Consider the following 20,591-nt stretch of genomic DNA (forward strand, 5'->3'; position numbering starts at 1 on the left):
GTCGCCAGCATCAGCACCGGCTGGAAGGCCGTCAGTCAACAAACCGCAATCGGCGTGCGCCTGGTTTGTCCGTGGCGGGAAGGCTGGCTGTCCCAGCTATCCCCTGGGGATAGCCTCGCGGCGGGTAGCGACGGCAAGCGCCGCCTGCTGTCCCAACCGTGCAATGAAACCTTCGAGTTGGCCGTCGGCGACATCGGCATGGCGGCCGGCGGCGATGTCGGCCCAGCCCATGCAAGCTGCTTCCTGCAGCGCCTTGAGTTTGGCTGCTTCAGGCTCCTTGGTATTCAAGGTGAATCTCCAGTGAGGAAAACCGCCTTCACTCCCGTGCCGGCGGCCACTGCTGCGCGGCGTGCAACACTCGCAGGATGGACACCGCGCGGGTGTCCTCCATGTAGACCACCACGTAGTTCGCACGCACGACCATCTCCCGCGTGCCGGCCACGCGGCCAGGCCGGTAGAGCTTCGGGCGCTCCGGCAGCTTTGCGGCCTTGGCCTCGATGTCGTCCTTCAACCGCTGCGCGGCATCGGGGTTGTCGTCCGAGATGTAGTCAACAATCGCCAGCAGGTCGGCGCGGGCAGCTTCCCGCCACTCAAGTACGCGCACGCCGCTTCCTGTCGATCAGGGCCTGCGCCTCGTCCATGACCTGCTGGTGCGGCACCGGCGGCCGTGTGTCGGCCAGCGCCTCCCGGACCTTCGCCCGGAACCAGGCATCGTAGGCCTCCGGGTCGGCCGTGAGGCCAGCCGGCAGCGCGCCTTCCTTGACCACACGGGTCAGCAGGATGCGCACGGCGTCCGAAACGGTGAGGCCGACCCCGGCGAGCTTCTCGGCGGCATCGGCCTTGAGCTTGTCGTCCACGCGGATGTGCAGCATCGAAGTCTGTGCAGCCATCGTTGCTTCTCCTGTTATGCATTAGTCCCTATTTTGTATCTCAATTGAGACCTTGGCAAGGGTGTGGCCGGATCGACCCGCCGGAAGGCTCCCTGTCCCAGCTATCCCCTGGGGATAGCACGGCCGGTCACGGGTCGCGCAGGGCCGCCCGCAGCCGCGCCAGGTGGGCGCGCGCCACTTCGGGGGATACCGGCGGTGCCGATGGCCCCGGTGCCGGCGCGGGTGGACGGGAAGCAGGCGGCACCGTGGCGCCGTCGCCCGCCCACGCCTTGAACTCCCCACGGATCGCCTTCTGCACGATGCCGAACAGATAGCCGGCCGGGTTGCGCACAGCGCTGTTGCGGCAGCGTGCCTCCCATTCGTCGAGCACGGCCTGCCGCTGGGCCTCGTCCACCTGTTGCAGCGCCACCAGCGCACCGGCCTGTTGCTCGTCCTTCAAGCGCAGGAAGCGCTCGGGTAGCCGCAGGTTCTGCAAGGCCCTCGCGCGCGGTACTGTACGTACTTCTTTATTTATACGATTCATACGTACTGTACGGTCCTCCTTCGGAATCCGAAGATGGCCGTCCTGCGCGGGTTCCAGCCCCGCTTCGGATTCCGAAGACGGGCGCGTGCCATTCCGAAGCAGGGCTTCCTGGCCTTCTTCGGATTCGTGGTCCGCACCCTCCTGTGGATAACCTGGCGTCGTCCAGCCATGCAGCGCCATGCGCTGCGCCAGCACCTGCAATCGGGTCGGCAGCGTGCGGCCGCTGAGCAGCGGGTCTTCGGCAATCTCCTTGAGTGTGTTCATGCCCACGATCTGTACCGCCTTGGCGGCATGGGTCAGCGCCTGGCTGACCAGGCCGAGGTAGTCGGCATCGAGCTGCATCGCCTCGAAGGGCGACAGCGGTTCGTCGTGCAGCACATAGAGGTTGCCTTGGATGCGGCCGGTCTTCGGGTCGCGCCGCCGTCGCACCAGGCTCAGCCAGCGCGTCAGCCGCAGCAGCGTCAGGGCGCGCGCCACGGTCTCGTGCGATGCCTGCGCCGCGCAGGGCATCGAGGCCAGGTAGGGGCGCAATTGGTCGTAGGTGGGAAAGGCTGTCACGCCGTCGTCGCTGAGCTGCAGGCGGAACACCTGCCAGGCGTTGCGCTCCAGCGGCGTCAGGCGCCGGTCGAGGAACAGTCGGCGCGGCACGCTCTCATGGCGGTTGCCGCTGTAGAGGAATCCGTCGGCGGCCGGCGCGGTGCCCTGTGCCGGTTCCTGCGGCCCAAGGTGCCGCAGCGCCTCGTCGAACACCGCCGACAGCGCAACGGGACCTTCGCGCCGTGGTGTGCCGGACGTGGCCATGGCTACACCAGCCCCTGGTCGATCCAGTTCCGTATCGCCGACCAGATCACCGACATCGGCAGGCTCATGGCCTCGGCCAGGTCCATGGTCAGTGCCAGCATCGCCATGTCGTCGGTCAGGGCGACATGGCGCTCGGCGACGCCGGCCTTCCAGCGTTCCCACAAGGCCACGTCCTGCGCCTCGTCGAGCACCGGATGCCGACCCTTGCGCTTGGGCAGCCCGAGGATGTCGCGGCGCAGCGCCACTTCCTGATGCGTGAGGCCGTAGAACTTGCTGACCATCTCCGTGCTCGCCCCCAGGCGCAGCATGCGGTCCACCGTAGCGATCTCCCGCTCCACGTCGTGCACCTGGCTAAGCAGCCGCTTCAACACTTCCCGGTTCACCGACACCGAACACCACGACACCGTGGCATTCACCAGCATGCTCACGAGTTCGGGGTGCTTCAGCGCATCCAGTTCCTCCTCGCCGAAGCCCATGGCCTTGCAGCGGCGCAACTGGCCGTTGCGCAGGTCATGCAGGGCCTGGGCGATCACGGCCTGGTTGAGTGGGTGCGGTGCCGACATGCGGGAGCCTCCTGCGCTCAGGAATCCTGGCTCGCTACGCCGGCTTCCAGATCCAGTAGCCGGCGCGCCAAGCGCAGCAGACGGAACAGCTTCACCAGCGCAGCATCGCTCAGACGTGTAGCCGAGCCGCCGTGGCCATGGAGCAGCGCCGCCAGTTCGTCGGCCAGCCGCGCGCGGTCCAATCCGTTCGCGGCGGGTGGCGCCGCACTCAGCGCATGCAGCAGGGTCAGCACCGCCCGCGCGAACGCCGGCAGCACCTTCGCCTGGCCCACGGCCGGCGCCACGCAGACGAAGCCGATGCCGCCGACGCTGGCCTCGATGTGGTCGGCAACCGCCGCTTCCTCGCCGATTTCGCGCGCGAACTGCGCGATGTGCACGCGCAGGCGATCCGGCGCGTCCAGCCCCGGCTCGACGTACCAGACGTCCGAGATGGGATAGAGCCCGCCGACCTGTACGGGGATCGCACGCAGCGCATCGGCCTCGAAGTCGGGCAGCTTGTCGCCAAGCTGGTCGGCGACCATCCGCTGGATGGACTGCAGGCGCTCGGTGGTCGGTGCCGGTGTCACGATGTGCCCTTGCAGGCGCTCGTCGCGTGGTCCGCGCTGGTCCTCTGACGCTTCGGGCGATGCAAGCGGTGTCGCTGCTGACGCATGCGAGACCGGCGTGGTGTCGCGCGGTACGGACGACACGGGTAGCTGCTGAGGTGCGGAGACCGGTGCGGAAGGAGCAGCAGGCACGACAGACGCCGCCGAAGGCATCGGCGCCGCCGGTTCGCTGGTCAGCGCACGCTGGCGGCTTTCGCTGTCGTTGATCTCCAGCGCCAGCGTGTCGTAGTCGGCCTCCAGCAACTCGGCCATCTGGCCCACCAGTTCGTCCTGCACCCGCTGCGGCGAGAAGTCGTCCGGCTGTGTGTCGAACTGCGTCAGCACGTCCTGAAACAAGGTGGCGAAGTCCACGGCCACGGTGCGGCCCAGCGTACGCCGCTCCCAGGTGCGCTCGCACGCCTTGCGCAGTACCGCGATCCGTTCCACCTGATGTCGTCCCAGGCCGCCGTAGAGCAGGTTCGGTATCGCCGGCAGCAGATAGCGCACCGCATCGTTCATGCGGCTGATGTGTGACTGCGGCACCGGATAGCCGTCGGCCGTCAGCCGTCGCGCGAGTTCGCTCTGTGACAGCGCCTGGCCGCTTTCCTGCTCGTAGAACTCGCGCGCCTTCTCGATGCCCAGGGCGCGCTCGATGAAGGTCAGCCCGCCGCGCAGTTCGTTCTCGGCCAGGTGCCCGGTCAACGCCACGATTTCGCCGCGCGCCGGCCACGGACGGAACAGGCACGCAATGCGGAAGAAGCGGTCTTCCCTGGTTTCGCTCCACAGTTCGCGCAGGATGGCGAGCCGCGTATTGCCACCGTTCCTGATGATGTAGTGCGCCTCGCCCGGCCGGCGGGTGATCGCGGGTGGTGCGTCCAGCCCGCGCTCGCGGATCGAGGCCTTGATCTCCTCGTAGGCCGGGTTGCGCGTCACGCGTGGGTCATGTTCATAGGGGCGCAACTCGTCCAGCGTCACCACCATCGGTGTGTCGGCAATGGGGTCGGTCAAGACTGCGGCCGAAGGACCGCTGCGTTCGAAGCCTTTGGCCAGCAGCTTGGCGGCCATGTCCAGCGGCGTCGGCTCAGCCATCGCTGCTCTCCCGAGATGCCGCCGGTGCCTGTCGATCGGCGCGGCGAAGCTGCGCGCGTGCGTTGCGGATGGCACGGTGATCGCTCGCAGTCGAACTGGTGTAGATCGCGGCGCAGCCGGGCTTGGTGAACATCAGGTGCCCGCCGCGCGTGCGTTTCACGTGCCAACCTTCGCCCAGCGCGAACTCGATCAGCGCGCGCAGCCGCGCATGGCCGCGGGCCAGTTTATGCGCGTTCGCCATGACTGGCTCCCCCTGCGCGGCCTCTGCCGGTAACGCACGCGAAGCGCTCCCGCCATGCCGGGAACAGCTCGCCAGCCAGCGCACGCATCGTCTCCAACGCCGCAGGCGCAGTACGGCCCACTGGTTGCCGGTACTCGACGCGATGCACTGGCAGCCCCCGTGTTGCGGCACGTGGGTAGGCTTCGATGGCCGGGACGTCGGTGTTCAGGACCTGTATGCCAGCGTGCGCCTGGAACACCTGGCGCAGGGCCTGCTGGATCAGTCGGGCGTTCGACGAAACCGGATGCACACGGTTGATGAGCAAGCGCAGCGGTGGCGGCTCGATGCCGAGGTGCCGATACGGAGCTATGTCCTCGATCAGTTGCAGCGTGCCGCGCCTCAGCTCACGCGCCGCCAGGATTTCCGGTGTCACCGGCGACAGCGCCAGGCTGGAGGCCAGTACCGCCATCTCCAGCAGCACACTGCGCGCTCCCTGGGTATCGATCAGCAGCAGGTCGTAGTGCGGCGCCAGCGCGGGGAGCAGGTGACGCAGGCGCAGCCGGCCGTCGGGTGCGTGCAGCAGCAGTGTGTTCAGTTCGCCGCGGTGGTCGTTCGAGACCACCAGGTCGAGACCCGCCACAGCGGTCTGCGAAGCCAATTGCTCGATACGCTGCTCGTTGAAGGCCAGCATCTCGTAGATGCCGGCAGGCGCATGCGTGCCGAGCGTGAAGTAGCTCGACAAGGTGGGTTGTACGTCCAGGTCCAGCAGCAGCACGCGCAGTCCCGCATCGGCGATGAAACCGCCCAGGTTCGCCGCGGTGGTCGTCTTGCCGACGCCCCCCTTGGTCGAAATGATGGATACCACCTGCATGGCGCGACTCCTCGTGGAAGGGATTCCGACGGAGCGCGGGCTCACGCCCGCTCCCTGAGTCGATCGGTGATCCACTGATCGATCTCCACCGAATCCCAGCCGATGGCGCGTACCCCGAGGCGCAGGGGCTTGGGAAACTTGCCCTCCTTGATCAGGTTGTAGATGTGGGCGCGCTTGAAGCCGGTCTTGGCCTCGACTTCCGCGCGGCGCAGGATGCGGTGTTCGTTCGGCGTCGCGGTGGCGATGGTCTGGGCAGTCACGAGGGGCACTCCTTGGCGCTGTGTAGCGGCGGTGATGGACGTGCCCCGTATTCAATAGCGCGGTTCCCGCGCAGTCACCGCAAGTGCAGACATGCCGTCTGCACTTGCAGTCAGCGGTCCCGGGTGGCGAGATGACGCTTGGCTGCCGAAAACTTCGCCCACAGCGTTCGCTCGCTGATTCCGGATTTGTCGCCGTAATGGGCAACCAGCGCACTGATGACCGATTCCAGCGTCTCGAAGGACGAATAGGGAACGCCATTGGGCGACTTGCCCAGCAGCAGGGTCAGAAGACCTCCAACGATGTTCAGGTAGGTGGACTCACTGCGGGCGCCCGGCATCCCGGACCGCTTCTCGCGCTCCGTGCGCGCCTGGTGCTCCTGGCTGAGCGTCTGGAACTGGGCATAGAGCGCATCCCAGGCTTGCACCCTGTCGGCAAGCTGGAGCTTGAGCGCCTCGCGGTCCATGACCAGTGCCTGCACGGCTTCGACACTGACGGCCGGGTGCAGGTGACGCTCGAAGGCGTCGAACAGGAAGGCCGGTCGCTGGTCGGGATAGAAGCGGATCATCCAGGCCTTCAGGTCGACGTGGCGGATTGTGAGGCTGGGGTCATCAAGCAAGGCGGGGTCGTTGCTCGTGATGCCATTCTTGCCGTAGGGAAGGTCGAGATGCACCAGTGCGTCGTAGATCCGTTCCGCGTTCAGGCGAAGCTGTGGCCAGCGCGCCAGTTCGGGGTGCTCCGGCAAGCGGTTCATCCCCTTGGTGACATCGAGGATGCGGCGCTCGAAACGCGACAGTCCCGCCCACTGGATGGCCGCCTCGATCGGACGGTAGAAGACTTTGGCTTGGACGTCGGATGAAGGTGGCTTTCGCATGGCTGCTCCCTGGTAACAGGATTCAGGACATCTGTTTCCTCTCGTTGATTGGAATCGCTGCCGGGACGCGCCTTCACGGCGCGAGACGGTGGCGGCTTGGCTTGTGGGAAAGGCCGGAATGACGGATGTTCACCAGAGCAGCCGCCTGTCGATATGGCGCTTGTCCACCAGCACCGAGCCTCTGCGTGGCGGTATGCTTCAAGCGGTTGACTGCACATGGCAGGATGGCTCGATAACGAGGTTTTGCTACAGACGCCATCGCGGCGAAAGACGGATTCGGTCTTCTCGCGTTCGAGCCAGGGCGATACCGGCGTGCAAGACAGCGACGGTCTATCAGCAGACGCAGTGCAGGCGGAAACAGGTGTGGCGATGCCGCCTCGACGGGGTGCGGCGAGGTTTGGGGCAAGACGCGAGGGGTCTTCCCCCAGATCGACAAAGCATGACGCCCCGTTTCTTTCACGTGCGTAGGAGCCGTTTGGTGGCTCCTGCGAACAATCGAGCGGTGACGAGGTGAGATCACCTGCCGGATTTCATCGGGAGTTGGCAGCCCGGTGACACCTCTCACGAACAGGACGGCTGGCAATGGCGCAGCGCGGTCACCAGAACTGCAAGGGCAGACATGGACTGGGTTGACTGACCCCCATTTTTGCATTCAAATATGAATGCTTATTTCGAGAATAACTTCATATTTGAGGCCCTAAAAGATGTCTTCTTCCGAGCAAAAGCGCTCCGGTGCGCAGGTGGCGATGCCGCAGCCTGTCGCGCGCGCGCTGCGCCGCCTGGGGCAGGACATCTCGGCGGCGCGGCGCATGCGCCGCCTCAGCCAGGAAGACCTTGCTCAGCGCATCGGCACGTCCCTGAGCACCGTCCGGCGCATGGAAGATGGCTATCCCGGCACCGCGCTACACACCTTCCTGCGCGCGCTGCACGTGCTGGGCCGGCTCGATGACCTGGCCCAGGCGATGACCCTGGAGAACGATGCGCTCGGCATGGAACTGGTGCGGGCGCAGTTGCCGCAGCGGGTACGCACCTCTGCCGGCAGGAAGCGGCAGGCAGCGCCCGTCGTCGACAAGGGCGATGCGCCCGCTCCTGCCGATGACCTGGAGGGCTTCTGATGGCAACGCCTCGGCCCGCACGACGTCCGGACCTCGAAGTCCACCTGGGGGCGAGCGGCTTGGTCGTGGGGCGCCTGCATCTTGGCAGCGGCCGGCGCAGCGCGTTCAGCTATGACGAAGGCTGGCTGCGGGATGCCCGGTTCTTCACGCTGTCGCCCGACCTCCAGCCGGTGGCCGGCGTGCAACATCCCCGGCAGGTGTTCTTCCTCGCGCTGGAGGACACCGCGCCCGACGCCTGGGGCGAGCGCGTGATCCGGCGCGCCCATGCGAAGCTGCGGCAGGAGGACCGCGACACGCCTGCATTGGACCCGGTGGACTTCGTGATGTGGGTGGACGACGAGGCGCGCATCGGCGCGCTGCGCCTGTTCGATCCGCACTCTGGCGCCTACCTGCGCGCCGGAGGAGCGAACCGGCACGTACCGCCACTGGTGGAACTGGAGAAGGTGCTCCACGCGGCCCGCGCCCTGGAAGACGGAACGGAAAGTGCGCAGGACCTGCGCTACCTGCTGGGGCAAGGCACGTCGCTGGGTGGTGCCCGGCCGAAGTCCACGGTGCGGGACGCTGACGGACGCCTGGCGGTCGGCAAGTTTCCCAGCCAGGCGGACCGGCGCGACGTGATCCGGGGCGAAGTGCTGGCCATGCAACTGGCGGCCAGGGCCGGCATCCGCGCGGCGCCGGCCCGCGTGGAAATGATCGGCGGCACGGCGGTCGCCGTCATCCGGCGTTTCGACCGCACCGACGACGGCGCTCGCATCCCCTACGTGTCGGCCGCGACGATGCTCCAGTCCGATGGCCGCGATGCGACGCATGCCTACACCGAACTGGTGGATGTGCTGCTTCAGTCGGGCGCCGATCCGATCGCCGACATCCATGAGCTGTGGCGGCGGCTGGTCCTCAATTTCCTGATCTGCAATACCGACGACCACCTGCGCAACACCGGCTTCCTCTACGACGCGCGCCGGCGCGGCTGGCGCCTGTCGCCGGCCTTCGACCTGAACCCGATGCCGGGCGACCGTCGCGAGAGCAAGACCTGGCTGACCGAGGACACCGGCGTCATCGACAGCCGTGACATGCTGATGGCCGCCGCGTCGTATTTCAGGCTGGATGCTGCGCAAGCGCAGGCGATCTGGAACGAAGTGGCCCAGGCCGTGGCGGGCTGGCGTGCAGTGGCCCGGGGATTGGGCATGCGCGGTACCGACCTGCTGGATTTCGAGCCGGCGTTCGTCGAATCGACCACGCCCTGACGACATCGGCAGGACATACCGCTACGGCCGAGAATCGTCCTGGACTGTTGTCGCCAACGCCGCGCATAGCCAGCGATAGCTGATGCGTTCCTGTTCCAGCCGCAGCTGTGGCCGGATTCGGTCATGACGCAAGTCGTCGTAGAGAGCGGCCTCCTCATCGACCAGTCGGGACAAGGGCAACGTATGGCGTTTGTCGAGGGGCTCGTCACCCCATTGAAGTGCGTGGGCCATCAGGGTGGAGCGGTCCATGAGGAACGAAGCGGCTAGCGGGAAATACTTGCGCAGGCTGTCCAGAATGGCAAAGCCATGGGTATCGATGTCTCCCCAGTAGTGCAGAGAGGCGCGATGCAGCCAGTTGGCTCGGGCGAGCGCTCCCCAGCCATAGCCGGCACCGAACACGACGATGGCACTGGAGACCGGTGGGAACGCTAGGAAGTTCACCTCGTTTTCGGTGATGAACACACGCTGCGCAGGCAAGGTGAGCGTGGCGAAGCTATCCTCATCCAGGGTGATGTCGGTCAGTCCGGTGCAGCCGGGAAGCTGGGGCAGTTGCGGATCGAGCAAGCGCAGGCGGATGCGAACGGGCTTCTCCAGAAAACCGTAGCGACGGGCAAACCCGGCCATCCCGGTAGCAGCGTGGTCGATGGCTTCCGTCGGCAAAGCCAGATCCAGCCACTGAGCCAGCGTACCGCGATGGGCTTCGATGAATTTGCTGTCCACGCCCGGCGCGTCAACCTGCCGAAGATAGACGCCTGGGCGCGGATGGGCTTGCACCCAGGCCACCACGGCCAGCAGGCGTGGCCAGTGTTCGGCCAGCGCCAAAGTCTGCAACGGCGATCTTTGCAGCCATGCCAGCAGTGTGGGTTGCGCTTCGGCAGTTTGCTGCCAGAGCGCCTGGAACCGGCGGGCATCGCCGGTCTTGCCGATCATCGCCAGTGCATCGTCCAACGTATCGATCCACAGCGTGTCCGGCAGACGCTGCCGGCCCTGCACCCGGTGCATCCACTCGCGCCATTCGATGCGCACGCGCGGCATGGCGCTGATCTCCCGCACCCAGCCGCGCACGGCATCGAAACGGTTGCTGAGATCGGCGGCGGACGGCGACTTCAGCGACAGCCGCAATGGCCAATTCAGTGTGTCACCGCCGACCACGGTACGCAGCAGTTCGCCGCGCTGCCACAGCCGTTCGACCTGCGTGCGCAGATCGGTGGGCTGGCTCCAGGTCATGGGGCGGCTCCCGTGGCAGCAGCCTTCTGCGCACGATACTCTTCAATGCTCAGGTTGCGCAGCCGCGACTCGCGGCCGCCTTCGTTGTGCACGAAGCCGACGCTGGACACGTAGGGCTCGATGATGTGGATCTTTTGCAGCGGCGTAATGATCAGCAGTTGCAGGTTGAGCTGGCGGAACAGTTCCAGCCCATACTGGGCCGATTCATCCGAGCCGCGCCCGAAGGCTTCGTCGATCACGACAAAACGGAACGAGCGCGAGCGCACCGCCCCCCATTCCAGGCCGAACTGGTAGGCCAGGCTGGCGGCCAGCACGGTATAGGCCAGCTTCTCCTTCTGCCCGCCGGATTTGCCGCCGGAGTCGGAGTAGTGTTCGTGCTCGGCATCGTCCTCGCGCCAGCGCTCGCTGGCGGAAAACAGGAAGCCGTTGCGCACGTCGGTCACCTTCTGCATCCAGCGCCGGTCGATCTCGGCCAGTCCCTCGCGCCCCCGGAAGCGGTCGATGATGGCTTTGACCTGCAGAAATTTGGTCTCGGAATACTGTTCGTCTTCCGAGCCGCTCAGCGCTCCTTCGGTGCAGGCACGCAGATCCTGCAGGAAGTCGCGGATCTCCGCATCGGGGCTGGGTTGCGCCAGCAACCGGATGTAGCGTCCGGGGTTGTAGTCGATCACCTGCAAGGATTGGTTGATGACATCGACCCGCTCCTTGATCGTTTCACGCTCGCGCGCGAGCTGGGCGTTGAAATTGGCGATCTCGTTGATGGTATTGACGTTGAGCAGTTCCTTGAAACGCGCTTCGAAGCGCGGCAGGTCGTCGTGCTGCAAATCCTTCATCAAGCGCTCGAACTCGGGCAGCGCGGCCAGGCTGATGTCGATCTCGGCGGTCTCTGCCTTGAAGGCCTCCTTAAAACCGCGCATGGCGTTGATGATGCGTTCGGTCAGGCGTGAGAGACGCTTGTCTTCGGCATCGATGCGCGCCTGCAAGCCATTGCGCACGTCCTGTTCGCGGTTGTCGCAGGATTCCACCGTGAGCTGGTGGTCGCCCAGGACTTCGGCGCGCCAGCCCTCAAGAGATTGCAGCAACATGTCGTCGAGTGCGGCTTGCGTCTGGATTTCGAGAGCCTGCGCATGCTGTGCCTGGGCAGTTTCGTGTTTGCTGCGAATTTCTCCGCGTTTGCCTTGTGCCTCGCCAAGATCGCCTTCGATCTCCTTCAGGCGCTCAACGACCTGCGCCAGTTGGCTTTCCAGTTCCCGCAGGGTATCGGAGGCCGCCTTGAGGCGGTCGCGTTCCTCGGTCAGCCGGGCAATCTCGCGTGCCGGTGCCTGCCAGTCGATCTCGCTGTAGCGGGTGAAGACTTCGAGCTTGGCCAAGGCCTCCAGTTGCGCCTGGCATTGCCCGCGCAATCGCTGTGTGTTGGCAATGCGCAGACCGATGTCGCCCAGTCGCTGTTCCAGGCCTTCACGTTCGTCACGCAAGGTCCGCAGCTTGTCGGCGTTGCTCCAGCCCAGCACGTAGCGACTGCGGTCGTCGATGCGGCGGCGGTCGTCCTTTTCGTGGCGTCCGCTCGGGTCCTTGATCTGTCCGGCGCGGGTGATGGCTCGGGTCTCGCGGCGGAACTGCTCGGTGTTGTCGCAGCAGGCCAGATCGAAGCGGTGGTGCAGTTCGCGTTCAAGCCAGTCGTAGTACGGCGTGTCGGGCTTGATGAGCAGCTTGCGCACCAGCGATTGGGGGTGCAGGCTAATGGCCTGAGTAGGCTTGCGCGCACGCACGTGGAAGTACACCAGCCGCGTGCCCAGGTGCTGGCGTTCCACCCAATCGGCCACGTCCTTGTAGTGCGCATCCGGCACCAGCAGGGACAGGCCGAAGCCATGCAGCAGGCGTTCGGCCGCGCCCTCCCAGTCGCGTTCGTCCTCGCGCACCTGGATCAGTTCACCGGCAAAGGGCAGGCCTTCCTCGGCGATGGACAAGGCGGCGCACAATGCGTCGCGGATGCGTACCTGGGCCGCATCGATATTGCTTTTTCGACGCGCAAGGCTGTCGATCTCGTCGCTGAGCGCTTTGTGTTCTTCCTGACCCCGCCGCAGCGCATATCCGTCTTCATTGATCTGCGTATCGTGGTCCGCAATGCTTGTGCGCAGCGCTTCGGCGTGTTCTCCGATGGTGGATCTTTGTGTCATGAAAGCAGCTTCGTCTCCCGGCGCTGCTTCTCCAATGCGCGTCAATAGCGTGGTGTAGGCGTCCGCTTTCTCCTGCCGTTGCTGTTTCTCTGCCTCCTGCTGCTGAATGGCGGCAGCGAGTTGTTGCAGCCGGTCGCCGCCGTTCTCGCGCAGTGCGCCTTCGAGCTTCCCCTGCTCGATTCGGGCGTTGTCTCGTTGCTCTCCCAGTTGCTTGATGCGGGCGTCCCAGCGCGTCGCATCCTGAGTCAACAATTCCAGGCGCCTCTCCAGCAGTGCTGCCTTCAAGCCGGCGAAGTACGGGCGTAATGCATCGCGTCCTTCGCGCAGCGCCTGGATCTCGGCGGCGATTTGCCCGTGGCGAAGGCCATCCTCCACCAGCGGCGTCAACAACTCGATCTGCCGCTTGGCCTTGAGTACCGACTGGTGGGCGCGGTCGAGGTCATCGAAATGGCCGAGCAGTGCCTCGATGCGCCCCCCCACGTCGAACGGTTCGAGCATATGGCTGCGCACGAAATCGGTCAGATTGCCAACCGATTTCATGGAAACCGTCTGATGGAACAGCTCCAGCGCCTGCTCGTGCTCGATGCCGAAGCGGCGGCGGAACCAGGCGCCGTAGGGCGGGAAGCTGTCATTCAGTTCGCAGCCCATCGCGCGCAGCTTCTTGCGCAGGCCGTTAATGTCGCTGCCGAATCCGGAAAAGTGCTCGGTGATGGACAGTTCCCGCTCTACAGTCACGAACAAGCGCGCGGGCTGGCCCTGTGGTTCGCGAAACCAGAAGACTTGCGCCAACGTGACCGCCTGGCCGTAGCCTTCGTTACGGAAGACACCCAGGATCACGCTGTAGCTAGTGGTGTCGCGTAACGCCACCGGGCGGGCGCTGCCGGTGGTTTCGTTGCGCTCGCTCTTGTAATGGCCCAGCACGTAGGACCGCAGTGATCGCTCACGCGTCTCGGCGCCTGCGGCCTTGTTGTAGGCGATGCGTTGCGCTGGCACCAGCAGCGTGGTGACGGCATCGACCAGGGTGGATTTGCCCGAACCGATGTCGCCAGTGAGCAGGCCGTTACGCCCATCGAGTTCATAGCGCCAGACGCGCCGGTCGAATGTGCCCCAGTTCAGAACTTCCAGCCGCTGCAGGCGAAAGCCGACGCGGCTGTCGTCGGCCACGAAATCGAGCTCCTGTAGCGAAAAATCGTTCATCGGCCAGCTTCCTTGTCGCGATCGGCACCTGACAATGCGGTGCGATAGCCCTCCAGGCGCGCATCGAAGTCGGCCAGCCACTGTGCATCGACGAACGCCTTGAGGATGCGCCGCACCTCGTAGCGAGGTGCCTGCTGAGCTGCGCCGGCAACGGGCTTGAGCTTGCGCAGATACCCCAGTTCCACCACCTTGGTGATGGTCGAATCCACTTGGTCGACGAGGCGCGCCTCGTTGGTGCCGTCCGGCAGGAACACGCGCATCAATTCGGCGATATCCTCGCGCGACAGCACCAGCCGGGTATCGCCGCCGCTGGCGTCGGATTCGGCCAGGCGCTTGCGCAGCAAGGCCAACATCAGGCTGACCGGGTAGGACAGCGGCCGTCGCGCGATCAGGCGCGGCGGACGGGGTGTGGCGTCCACATCCTCCGGCTCCGGCTGGCTTTTGAGGAAGGCGTAGCCCTCGGCTTCGTCCAGCACCAGATCCAGCAACAACACCGCCGCCTGCTCCCGTACACGCGCCTGCAGGCTCAGCAGACTGGCCCATAGGCGCTCGTCGTCCTGGCGGTACAACACGCCTTTGAGCAAATGCACCATCAGTTGCGAGAGTTCCGCTACAACGGGCGGGAGCGACTCGGTACTGCCTTCTGGATCATCCTGATGCATATCATTCATGGGTCTTCGCTTTATCCGTCGCAGTTTGCATCAACGCGCAAAAATCACGCGTGGCATTCGCGCCCGCCGTCGTACCGTGGAGCCATCGCTGTCCTGCATGGCCCATTCGATGATCTCCTGCACATCGTCATCCACCGTGGCCCTGATGCCATCCAGCCAGCGGCTGCCCGCGTGGGCCAGTTCCAGCCAGGTGACCAGTTCGGCCAATCCCTGTTGCAGCGGCTGGGTCTCCAGCAACGCGCGCAAGCTGATCTGCGACTGCTGCCGCAATGCCTGCCGCAGGGCCTCACGCAGGCGGGTCTTGTCCACGACGTGCTGGTCGAACAGGCGTGCGGTGTCGATGTCGTCGTCACCGTCCTCAAGGACCAGTTCCGCCAGGCGTGGTTTGGCATGGAGCGCAAACAGGGGGCGTTCCTGCGGCAAGGCGATGTCCGCGCCCATCTCGTCGAGGCGCATCACGTCGCCGGCCGGCGGCATGTCGCGCAAGGCCAGCGCCTGGGTCTCGATGCCGTGCAAGAGTTCGAGGATGCGGCGGTTTTCCTGGAAGGCCCGGTCATCCAGGAAGCGGCGCAGTTGTTGCGACAACTGCGCTACCGTGCGCTGGGTATGTTCGCCCGCTTCCAGCCAATCGTGGTGCACCCGGCGGGTGCGCGGCTCCGGCTTGAGCGCAGCCACGGCGGGCAAGCCGAGGATCTGGTCGAGCCGTGCGGACAGTTCTTCCTGGCGACGGCTGGACATCAGGAAATCCCAGAATGCACGGAAGCTGCGGCCCTGGTCGGAATCCCCGATGGCGTCGCGCTCGCCCATGACCTCGTCGAGCAGTGCCCCCTTGCTGCCGTCCCACAACGCGATCTTCTCGCGGACGCTGCGGTCGAGTTGGCGGAAGTTGTGTTCCACCTGGCGGAAGTCGCTCAGCAGTTCGCGCGCCAACTGCTGGAATTGCAGGAAGCGATCCTTGATGGCCGTGTCATCCATGAGCGGCACGTCGCCGGACAGGACGCGGCCGATCTCGGCGTCGATCTCGTCGCGCTTGCGGCGCAGTTCCTCCAGGCGCCTGGCTGGATCGGCCTCGCTTCCGGTGCTGATCTGCTCCAGCAGCGCGAACAAGGTCAGCAGGCGAGATTCAGTGCCGACGAAAGGCCGTTCGGTCAGCGATACCAGCCAGGCGATGGCTTTTTCGGTGGCGGGGGTGAGATCGAACTGGGCTTCGTCGGTGCCGGGCTTGTAGAACTTGCGCAGCCAGCCCTTGTCCGGCGCGCACCAGTCATTCAGGTATTCAGTTGCGGCTTTCGGATACACCTCTGCACCGAGCTGTTCGCGCAGGGCAAACAGCTCATCTTCCAGCATTTCGGCCAGATCCGCTTCGCTCGTCAGCCGCACGTTCGGTGCAACGAACACCCGGTATAGGAAGCTTGCTACCAATGGCGCATGTGGCGAGGCCAGCAATCGCCATGCAGGATGCCGATCGCGGTATGTGGTGAGTGTGAGGTGGTCGAGTGCCATGATGGGCTGCCTTATCCGAGCCGTTCGTTGACAACGACGTCTCGATCCGAATGCACGGATCGGCTTGCCCGGAAAGCGCGAATCAAGGCGGCGTGGTCACTCATGCGAAACCGCCTCCAGGTAAGGACGCATGACATTTGCGACCCGGCAGACCTTGGCATGGCGCCATAGGTCATCGGCTGAAGCCTTGCGTGTCTTCCAGGCAGCCTTCAGCGCCTCAATGGCCACGTCCAGGCCGATCTGGTTGCGGTGCTTGAAGCAGTCCGCCACGGTTTTGGCGGCACTGTAGATCCGCAGTCTGGCGCCATCGCGTTCGTGCTCATCAATGCCCAAGGCATAGGCATCACCCGCCATCTGCACCATCTTGATCGGCGGGTGCTCGATACGTGGGGTGTGGCTGCCACGAGGCATGGCAATCCAAACTTGGCGAGGCAGTTGCGTGGTCAGTTCGTGGAACTGGAGTGCCGTCAGCAAGCAGAACACGGCTTTGGGAACCTTGACTGCAATCGTGGCGAGGTCCTCCTGCTCGGACATGGGGTTGCCTGGCAAACGGTAGAGGCCGCGCCCGACACGCTCCAACTGCCCGGAAGTGGACAGACGTGTCAGCACCACCCGCGGCGCGCCGATGGTGTCCAAGTCGCTGGTGCGCAGAAAGCCCTGCTTGTGGAGCAGGGCAAGAGCGCGCTGGGCATGTGAGGATCTTTCCATTGCCCCAAAGATGTTCCTTGATTTCGTTGATCTTATACATCAAACGATAGAATGAAACACGTCTGCCTGGAGCGCGCGTTGATGACTGACCGTGAATGTCAGCAGACAAATGCGGATAGGATCTGGTTGCCGACGCGGTACGTCCGGTACATAATCTGGCCTAGTTCCGTAGCGCCAAACGGAATAAACCCGTTATCAATCAACGATTTGAGTGCGGCGTGATGTTCCCATCGCCCGCTCCAATTTGATTCTTGGCCGGACATTGCCTGACGGCAATGCGCTGCGCCCGAGCAAGGCGCGTTCTGCGCGGATTCCCCTCCCTCGTCTGACTCTTTCAACCGACCGGTGCTTTTTGAACGCCCGGACGCGCCTCGTGGCGTGACGCCACCGAAAACGCAACGGCTCCGATGCCATTTCGGACATCGGAGCCGTTGTCAGCCGGGCCACCCCGGAGAAGTCGGCTTATGGCGCCATTACGTCGCCATTACGTCGCCACTACGTCGCTATTGCGCCACTATTGCGCCGCCAAGGCGTCGTCACCGCGACGGCGAGCCTTGTCGACCATATAGGCGATCTCGGCATCAAGCGACATATTTTTCGGCGCCCAGCCAAGCACCCGATTGGCATCATCTGCGCCCAACTGGCTATTCAGACCAACGACCAACGCCGGTCCCAGCCCCCAAGCTTCCTTCGCCTTCTCGAACGGGATGCTCGCGGTCCGGCCTCCCAGCCCCATCTCCTGGCTTACGCGCGCAGCGATTTCCCCCATGCGCATGTCGAAGCTGGCGGGCTGGTATAGCCTGCCGGCCGGTGACTTCTCCAGCGCCAGGACGTAGAGGTCCGCCAAATCGTCCACATGTACCAGCGAAATGGTGTTTTGCCCTTCCCCGATATAAACGCCGCGCCCCTCGCGCTCAGCCGCATCGATCAGGTATGGCAAGACAAAGTTGCCGCCGTCTCCATAGACGTGCGGAATTCTCACGACCACGGTTCTGATGCCCAGCTCCGCCGCGTCCAGGACCATGTTCTCCGTCGCCGCACGCTGCGCCACCATCGGCATGGGTTTGCGTGCGCATTCATTCTCGGGTATCGGCTCGCCCACTTTTCCAATGGTGCGCTCGTCGGCCACCGTCAAGGCGCCAGTGGAATAAATGAACGTCTTGTTCTGGCCCTTCATTTCGGAGAGCATCGTCTCGATAGCGAGGTGATCCTGATCAAAGGCCGGAACGCCGTCGTTGATCGAATCCCCCGGAAGTCCGGCGTGGATCACGGCGTCCATCTGCGTGACGGCCGCACGCAGCGTATCGCGCTTGAGAAGATCGCCCTCGACCGGCACATACCCCGTCGCCTCGATTTTTGCGCGCGAGCTTTCCGATCTCGCCAATCCATGGACGACAAACCCCTTGTCCTTCAACTTCCTTGCCACCCTGGCGCCCACATAGCCCGTGGCGCCGATCACCAGAACCTTCATCTGAATACCTTTGAACTGTACGTCTCGTCTTTGAGGAACGGCGCGATACCCTCGGGCCGAGCGCGACACCCGCTCATGTTTCACGCCCTCGCACGCCGGCGAAAATTCCTGCCAAGAATACGTTGGTTGCGCATGAGATATATCCCAAATGCCGAGCTGGCATCTCGCTTCCCCACGAGTGCTGCGCTTGCGCGTTCGGCGCGAAGCAATTTTGGGAAATGACTCATCCAACACCGCTCGCATAGTGGGCCACGCCCAGGCTGCGCTTCACGCCATTTCACGCTTACCGCGGAGGCAACAGTCCTAATTTGAACAAACGTTAAAAAATGACTTACAATGCGGTCGACGGCGCGCGCGCATGTGCGTTGCCCTTTCCATTTCACTTACGCCAGCGAGTCTCCTCATGAGCGGTAGACCCAGAGAATTCGACGACGCAGCCGTCATCGACGCTGCCATGGACGTCTTCTGGACGCACGGCTATGAAGGCACCTCCGCGCAGGCGCTCGTCGAGTGCACCGGCCTCGGGCGAGGCAGCCTCTACAACGCCTTCGGCAGCAAGCTCAACCTCTATCACGAAGCCCTCACGCGCTATCAGACGCTCGGACTTCAGACCCAGGCCGATATCCTGAACGCCCCCGGCCCCGTCAAGGAACGGCTGCGCGCGCTCATGCAATGGGGTATTGACGAAGATCTCAATCCCGACAAACAGCGCGGCTGCATGTCGCTTTTCGCCGCTCTCGAACGTGGCGCGAAAGATCCCAAGGTCCGCCAGATCAGCCAGGCCTATCTCACGCGCATCGAGCAGGTCATCGTGCATCTGATCGCCGTCGGACAGCGTAACGGAGAGCTGTCCGCCGAACGCTCGCCGCTGCTCGTCGCGCGCACGTTCCTGTCCACCTATTACGGTCTGCGCGCACTGGGCCGCACCGTCAGCGATCGCGCCTTCCTCGAAGATATCGTCGAAGGCACCCTCGCTCAGCTCTGAGACCGCCCGGCGCCGAAGCCTCCGCGCACCACACAGACTCCCCGGACCCCGTCCTTTCACGGGTCCATTCCCCAACCCCAAATTTGTAATGAACGTTAAAAATATGCCATCAAGATCCACCATGCCACCCGTCGTCTATTTACTCGGACTTACCGTCTTCGCCATGACCACGGCCGAATTCATGGTCGCCGGGATGATGCCCGCCCTCGCGCGGGCGATGGACGTCGGCATCGGCGCCATCGGCAACCTCATTTCGCTCTACGCGCTTGGCATGGCTGTCGGCGGCCCCGTGCTCACCGCAGTGTTGCTCGCGCTGCGCACGCCGCACAAGCGCGCCCTCGTCTGCCTGCTCACGATCAACGTCGCCGGCGGCGTGCTCGCCGCCGTCGCGACCCGCTATGAGGTGATGGCGCTCGCGCGCGTCGTGATGGGAATTGCCAGCTCGGCCACGTTTGGTGTGGCGCTGACGCTGTGTGCCGATCTCGTCGCCCCGTCGGTGCGCGGGCGCGCCGCGGCGTTCGTGCTCGGCGGCCTGATGTTCTCGCCGGTGGTCGGCGTGCCGCTCACGGCCTACATCGAGCAGCATTACGGCTGGCGCGCCAGCTTCTGGCTCGTCGCCGTCCTCGCCGCGCTGTGTACCGTCGCCGTCGCGCTGTGGGCCCCGGCCACCGAAAAGCGCGGGCGCGAGAGCATCAGTCTCGCCGCCGAAATCCGCTCGCTGCGCAACCGTCCGCTATGGGCCGCATTCGCGACGAGCGGCCTCATCATCGGCGCCACCTTCGCCGCGTTCAGCTACTTCTCGCCCATCTTCCTGAACGTCGCCGGCCTGCCCGCCGCCGCAATCCCGAACCTGCTCGCGATGTACGGCGTCGCCAACATCATCGGCAACGCCGTGACGGGACGCTTCGCCGACCGCCACACGCTCACCGTGCTTGTCACGGGCCTGGGCGTACTGGCCCTCGCGCTGGTGAGCTTCGCGCTGTGGGCCCGACTCGCGCCCGTGGGCGTGGCGGCCTTCGCCGCCATCGGGCTGACCGGCGTGTCGCTCAACCCGGCCATGGTCGCCCGCGTGATGCGCGCCGCCGCGCCGGGGCCGCTGGTCAACACCATGCACACGTCGGTGATCACGGCCGGGCTTGCCTTCGGCACCTGGGCCGGCGGCGCCGCCATCGACGCCGGTTACGGCCTGCGCGCACCGCTGTGGATCGGCGCGGCCATGGCAGCGCTGGGCCTCGCCAGCCTGCTGCCCTACGTGCGCCACGGACTGGCGCAAGCGCCTGATACCGCGTGCCCGGCCTCGTGAGTCACCACTGACTCACCGCCAGCTTCAATGGCGGCGCCGTATCACGTGAACAGGCCGGCCACATCCGAGAAGACTGTCGCCACCGGTGCGGCCCGGCTTGCCCACGTCCCCACCATCACCATTGCGTCGCAGATCACGCCGATGGCAGGCATGTCGTCTCTCCGGTCGTTCGATTCCCTGTCGCCCGTTGCCCGTTCTCAGGCGTGCGGCTCAGAAGAAGTTGGCGAGGCCGGCCAGGAAGTCGGCCACCGGCTTGGCGCGCAGCGCCCACGTCCCCACCGTCACCAGTCCGTCGCAGATCGGTCCAATTGCAGCCA

The 20,591-nt window shown here is 65.0% G+C and carries 20 protein-coding genes; 4 read left to right on the plus strand and 16 right to left on the minus strand.

The genetic code is table 11. From position 1 onward, the window contains the following. Positions 1 to 96 precede the first annotated feature (96 nt). From CDN36_RS10425 to CDN36_RS10470, 10 genes are all read right to left on the minus strand, one after another. The gene (locus tag CDN36_RS10425; RefSeq protein ID WP_043223321.1) at positions 97 to 288 is read right to left on the minus strand and encodes a hypothetical protein; all 192 of its coding nucleotides are present in this window, start codon (positions 286 to 288) and stop codon (positions 97 to 99) included. A 28-nt stretch (positions 289 to 316) separates the two neighbouring features. Further along, the gene (locus CDN36_RS10430) at positions 317 to 604 is read right to left on the minus strand and encodes a type II toxin-antitoxin system RelE/ParE family toxin (protein WP_009618209.1); all 288 of its coding nucleotides are present in this window, start codon (positions 602 to 604) and stop codon (positions 317 to 319) included. Next, positions 591 to 890 carry a type II toxin-antitoxin system RelB family antitoxin gene (gene relB, locus CDN36_RS10435; protein ID WP_043223317.1) on the minus strand — a complete coding sequence of 100 codons (300 nt, stop codon included), beginning with the start codon at positions 888 to 890 and terminating at the stop codon, positions 591 to 593. Before relB ends, CDN36_RS10430 begins: the two co-directional genes overlap by 14 nt. A 127-nt stretch (positions 891 to 1,017) precedes the next feature. Further along, positions 1,018 to 2,214 (minus strand): STY4528 family pathogenicity island replication protein, encoded by a 1,197-nt coding sequence (locus CDN36_RS10440; RefSeq protein WP_287496686.1) that lies wholly within the window; start codon positions 2,212 to 2,214, stop codon positions 1,018 to 1,020. Positions 2,215 to 2,216: 2 nt separating this feature from the next. Continuing rightward, on the minus strand, positions 2,217 to 2,777 hold the full coding sequence (locus CDN36_RS10445; RefSeq protein ID WP_020651215.1) for a DUF2857 domain-containing protein: 561 nt from the start codon (positions 2,775 to 2,777) through the stop codon (positions 2,217 to 2,219). Positions 2,778 to 2,794: 17 nt separating this feature from the next. Beyond that, on the minus strand, positions 2,795 to 4,450 hold the full coding sequence (locus CDN36_RS10450) for a ParB family protein (protein ID WP_062737799.1): 1,656 nt from the start codon (positions 4,448 to 4,450) through the stop codon (positions 2,795 to 2,797). Continuing rightward, positions 4,443 to 4,691, minus strand: a complete 249-nt coding sequence (locus tag CDN36_RS10455) for a type II toxin-antitoxin system HicA family toxin (protein ID WP_287496687.1) — start codon at positions 4,689 to 4,691, stop codon at positions 4,443 to 4,445. Before CDN36_RS10455 ends, CDN36_RS10450 begins: the two co-directional genes overlap by 8 nt. Further along, on the minus strand, positions 4,675 to 5,541 hold the full coding sequence (locus tag CDN36_RS10460; protein WP_043223302.1) for a ParA family protein: 867 nt from the start codon (positions 5,539 to 5,541) through the stop codon (positions 4,675 to 4,677). Before CDN36_RS10460 ends, CDN36_RS10455 begins: the two co-directional genes overlap by 17 nt. Positions 5,542 to 5,582: 41 nt before the next feature. Beyond that, positions 5,583 to 5,801, minus strand: a complete 219-nt coding sequence (locus tag CDN36_RS10465) for an AlpA family transcriptional regulator (protein WP_009461157.1) — start codon at positions 5,799 to 5,801, stop codon at positions 5,583 to 5,585. 110 nt (positions 5,802 to 5,911) lie between these two features. Continuing rightward, positions 5,912 to 6,673, minus strand: a complete 762-nt coding sequence (locus CDN36_RS10470; protein WP_043223299.1) for a hypothetical protein — start codon at positions 6,671 to 6,673, stop codon at positions 5,912 to 5,914. Positions 6,674 to 7,377: 704 nt separating this feature from the next. Between CDN36_RS10470 and CDN36_RS10475 the strand changes: the two genes are divergently transcribed. Together CDN36_RS10475 and CDN36_RS10480 are read left to right on the plus strand one after the other, a co-directional pair. Further along, positions 7,378 to 7,788, plus strand: coding sequence for a helix-turn-helix domain-containing protein (locus CDN36_RS10475; protein WP_027350494.1), 411 nt, complete (start codon positions 7,378 to 7,380; stop codon positions 7,786 to 7,788). Continuing rightward, positions 7,788 to 9,032, plus strand: a complete 1,245-nt coding sequence (locus CDN36_RS10480; protein WP_087837839.1) for a type II toxin-antitoxin system HipA family toxin — start codon at positions 7,788 to 7,790, stop codon at positions 9,030 to 9,032. The genes CDN36_RS10475 and CDN36_RS10480 overlap by 1 nt, the downstream gene beginning before the upstream one ends. 21 nt (positions 9,033 to 9,053) lie before the next feature. Here CDN36_RS10480 and CDN36_RS10485 read toward each other — a convergent pair whose 3' ends face one another. The 6 genes from CDN36_RS10485 to CDN36_RS10510 all read right to left on the minus strand — a co-directional run bounded on the left by CDN36_RS10485 (position 9,054) and on the right by CDN36_RS10510 (position 17,986). Beyond that, positions 9,054 to 10,259 (minus strand): DUF3322 domain-containing protein, encoded by a 1,206-nt coding sequence (locus CDN36_RS10485; protein ID WP_043223293.1) that lies wholly within the window; start codon positions 10,257 to 10,259, stop codon positions 9,054 to 9,056. Further along, positions 10,256 to 13,633: an ATP-binding protein gene (locus tag CDN36_RS10490; protein ID WP_043223290.1), complete on the minus strand. Its 3,378-nt coding sequence runs from the start codon at positions 13,631 to 13,633 to the stop codon at positions 10,256 to 10,258. Before CDN36_RS10490 ends, CDN36_RS10485 begins: the two co-directional genes overlap by 4 nt. Then, entirely contained in the window at positions 13,630 to 14,304 is a 675-nt protein-coding gene (locus CDN36_RS10495; protein ID WP_043223286.1) for a DUF4194 domain-containing protein, read from the minus strand. The genes CDN36_RS10490 and CDN36_RS10495 overlap by 4 nt, the downstream gene beginning before the upstream one ends. Positions 14,305 to 14,334: 30 nt before the next feature. Next, on the minus strand, positions 14,335 to 15,807 hold the full coding sequence (locus tag CDN36_RS10500; protein WP_287496688.1) for a DUF3375 domain-containing protein: 1,473 nt from the start codon (positions 15,805 to 15,807) through the stop codon (positions 14,335 to 14,337). 96 nt (positions 15,808 to 15,903) lie between these two features. Beyond that, complete coding sequence (locus tag CDN36_RS10505) at positions 15,904 to 16,515, minus strand: type IV toxin-antitoxin system AbiEi family antitoxin domain-containing protein (protein ID WP_027350488.1); 612 nt, start codon at positions 16,513 to 16,515, stop codon at positions 15,904 to 15,906. Between the two features lie 514 nt (positions 16,516 to 17,029). After that, complete coding sequence (locus CDN36_RS10510; RefSeq protein ID WP_287496689.1) at positions 17,030 to 17,986, minus strand: NAD-dependent epimerase/dehydratase family protein; 957 nt, start codon at positions 17,984 to 17,986, stop codon at positions 17,030 to 17,032. A 403-nt stretch (positions 17,987 to 18,389) separates the two neighbouring features. Here CDN36_RS10510 and CDN36_RS10515 point away from each other — a divergent pair, with 403 nt between their 5' ends. After that, positions 18,390 to 18,971: a TetR/AcrR family transcriptional regulator gene (locus CDN36_RS10515; RefSeq protein WP_150554695.1), complete on the plus strand. Its 582-nt coding sequence runs from the start codon at positions 18,390 to 18,392 to the stop codon at positions 18,969 to 18,971. Positions 18,972 to 19,092: 121 nt separating this feature from the next. Further along, the gene (locus CDN36_RS10520; RefSeq protein WP_287496690.1) at positions 19,093 to 20,274 is read left to right on the plus strand and encodes an MFS transporter; all 1,182 of its coding nucleotides are present in this window, start codon (positions 19,093 to 19,095) and stop codon (positions 20,272 to 20,274) included. Positions 20,275 to 20,591: the final 317 nt, after the last annotated feature.

Origin of the sequence: Pandoraea sp. CB10b_02 (genome assembly GCF_002216225.1) — a bacterium.
In the GTDB taxonomy this organism is placed as follows: Bacteria; Pseudomonadota; Gammaproteobacteria; order Burkholderiales; family Burkholderiaceae; genus Pandoraea; species Pandoraea nosoerga.

Coding starts and splice junctions, on each gene's coding strand:
- relB (WP_043223317.1), bottom strand. CDS start 890: ATGGCTGCACAGACTTCGATGCTGCACATCCGCGTGGACGACAAGCTC.
- CDN36_RS10440 (WP_287496686.1), bottom strand. CDS start 2,214: ATGGCCACGTCCGGCACACCACGGCGCGAAGGTCCCGTTGCGCTGTCG.
- CDN36_RS10445 (WP_020651215.1), bottom strand. CDS start 2,777: ATGTCGGCACCGCACCCACTCAACCAGGCCGTGATCGCCCAGGCCCTG.
- CDN36_RS10450 (WP_062737799.1), bottom strand. CDS start 4,450: ATGGCTGAGCCGACGCCGCTGGACATGGCCGCCAAGCTGCTGGCCAAA.
- CDN36_RS10455 (WP_287496687.1), bottom strand. CDS start 4,691: ATGGCGAACGCGCATAAACTGGCCCGCGGCCATGCGCGGCTGCGCGCG.
- CDN36_RS10460 (WP_043223302.1), bottom strand. CDS start 5,541: ATGCAGGTGGTATCCATCATTTCGACCAAGGGGGGCGTCGGCAAGACG.
- CDN36_RS10470 (WP_043223299.1), bottom strand. CDS start 6,673: ATGCGAAAGCCACCTTCATCCGACGTCCAAGCCAAAGTCTTCTACCGT.
- CDN36_RS10475 (WP_027350494.1), top strand. CDS start 7,378: ATGTCTTCTTCCGAGCAAAAGCGCTCCGGTGCGCAGGTGGCGATGCCG.
- CDN36_RS10480 (WP_087837839.1), top strand. CDS start 7,788: ATGGCAACGCCTCGGCCCGCACGACGTCCGGACCTCGAAGTCCACCTG.
- CDN36_RS10485 (WP_043223293.1), bottom strand. CDS start 10,259: ATGACCTGGAGCCAGCCCACCGATCTGCGCACGCAGGTCGAACGGCTG.
- CDN36_RS10490 (WP_043223290.1), bottom strand. CDS start 13,633: ATGAACGATTTTTCGCTACAGGAGCTCGATTTCGTGGCCGACGACAGC.
- CDN36_RS10495 (WP_043223286.1), bottom strand. CDS start 14,304: ATGAATGATATGCATCAGGATGATCCAGAAGGCAGTACCGAGTCGCTC.
- CDN36_RS10500 (WP_287496688.1), bottom strand. CDS start 15,807: ATGGCACTCGACCACCTCACACTCACCACATACCGCGATCGGCATCCT.
- CDN36_RS10505 (WP_027350488.1), bottom strand. CDS start 16,515: ATGGAAAGATCCTCACATGCCCAGCGCGCTCTTGCCCTGCTCCACAAG.
- CDN36_RS10510 (WP_287496689.1), bottom strand. CDS start 17,986: ATGAAGGTTCTGGTGATCGGCGCCACGGGCTATGTGGGCGCCAGGGTG.
- CDN36_RS10515 (WP_150554695.1), top strand. CDS start 18,390: ATGAGCGGTAGACCCAGAGAATTCGACGACGCAGCCGTCATCGACGCT.
- CDN36_RS10520 (WP_287496690.1), top strand. CDS start 19,093: ATGCCACCCGTCGTCTATTTACTCGGACTTACCGTCTTCGCCATGACC.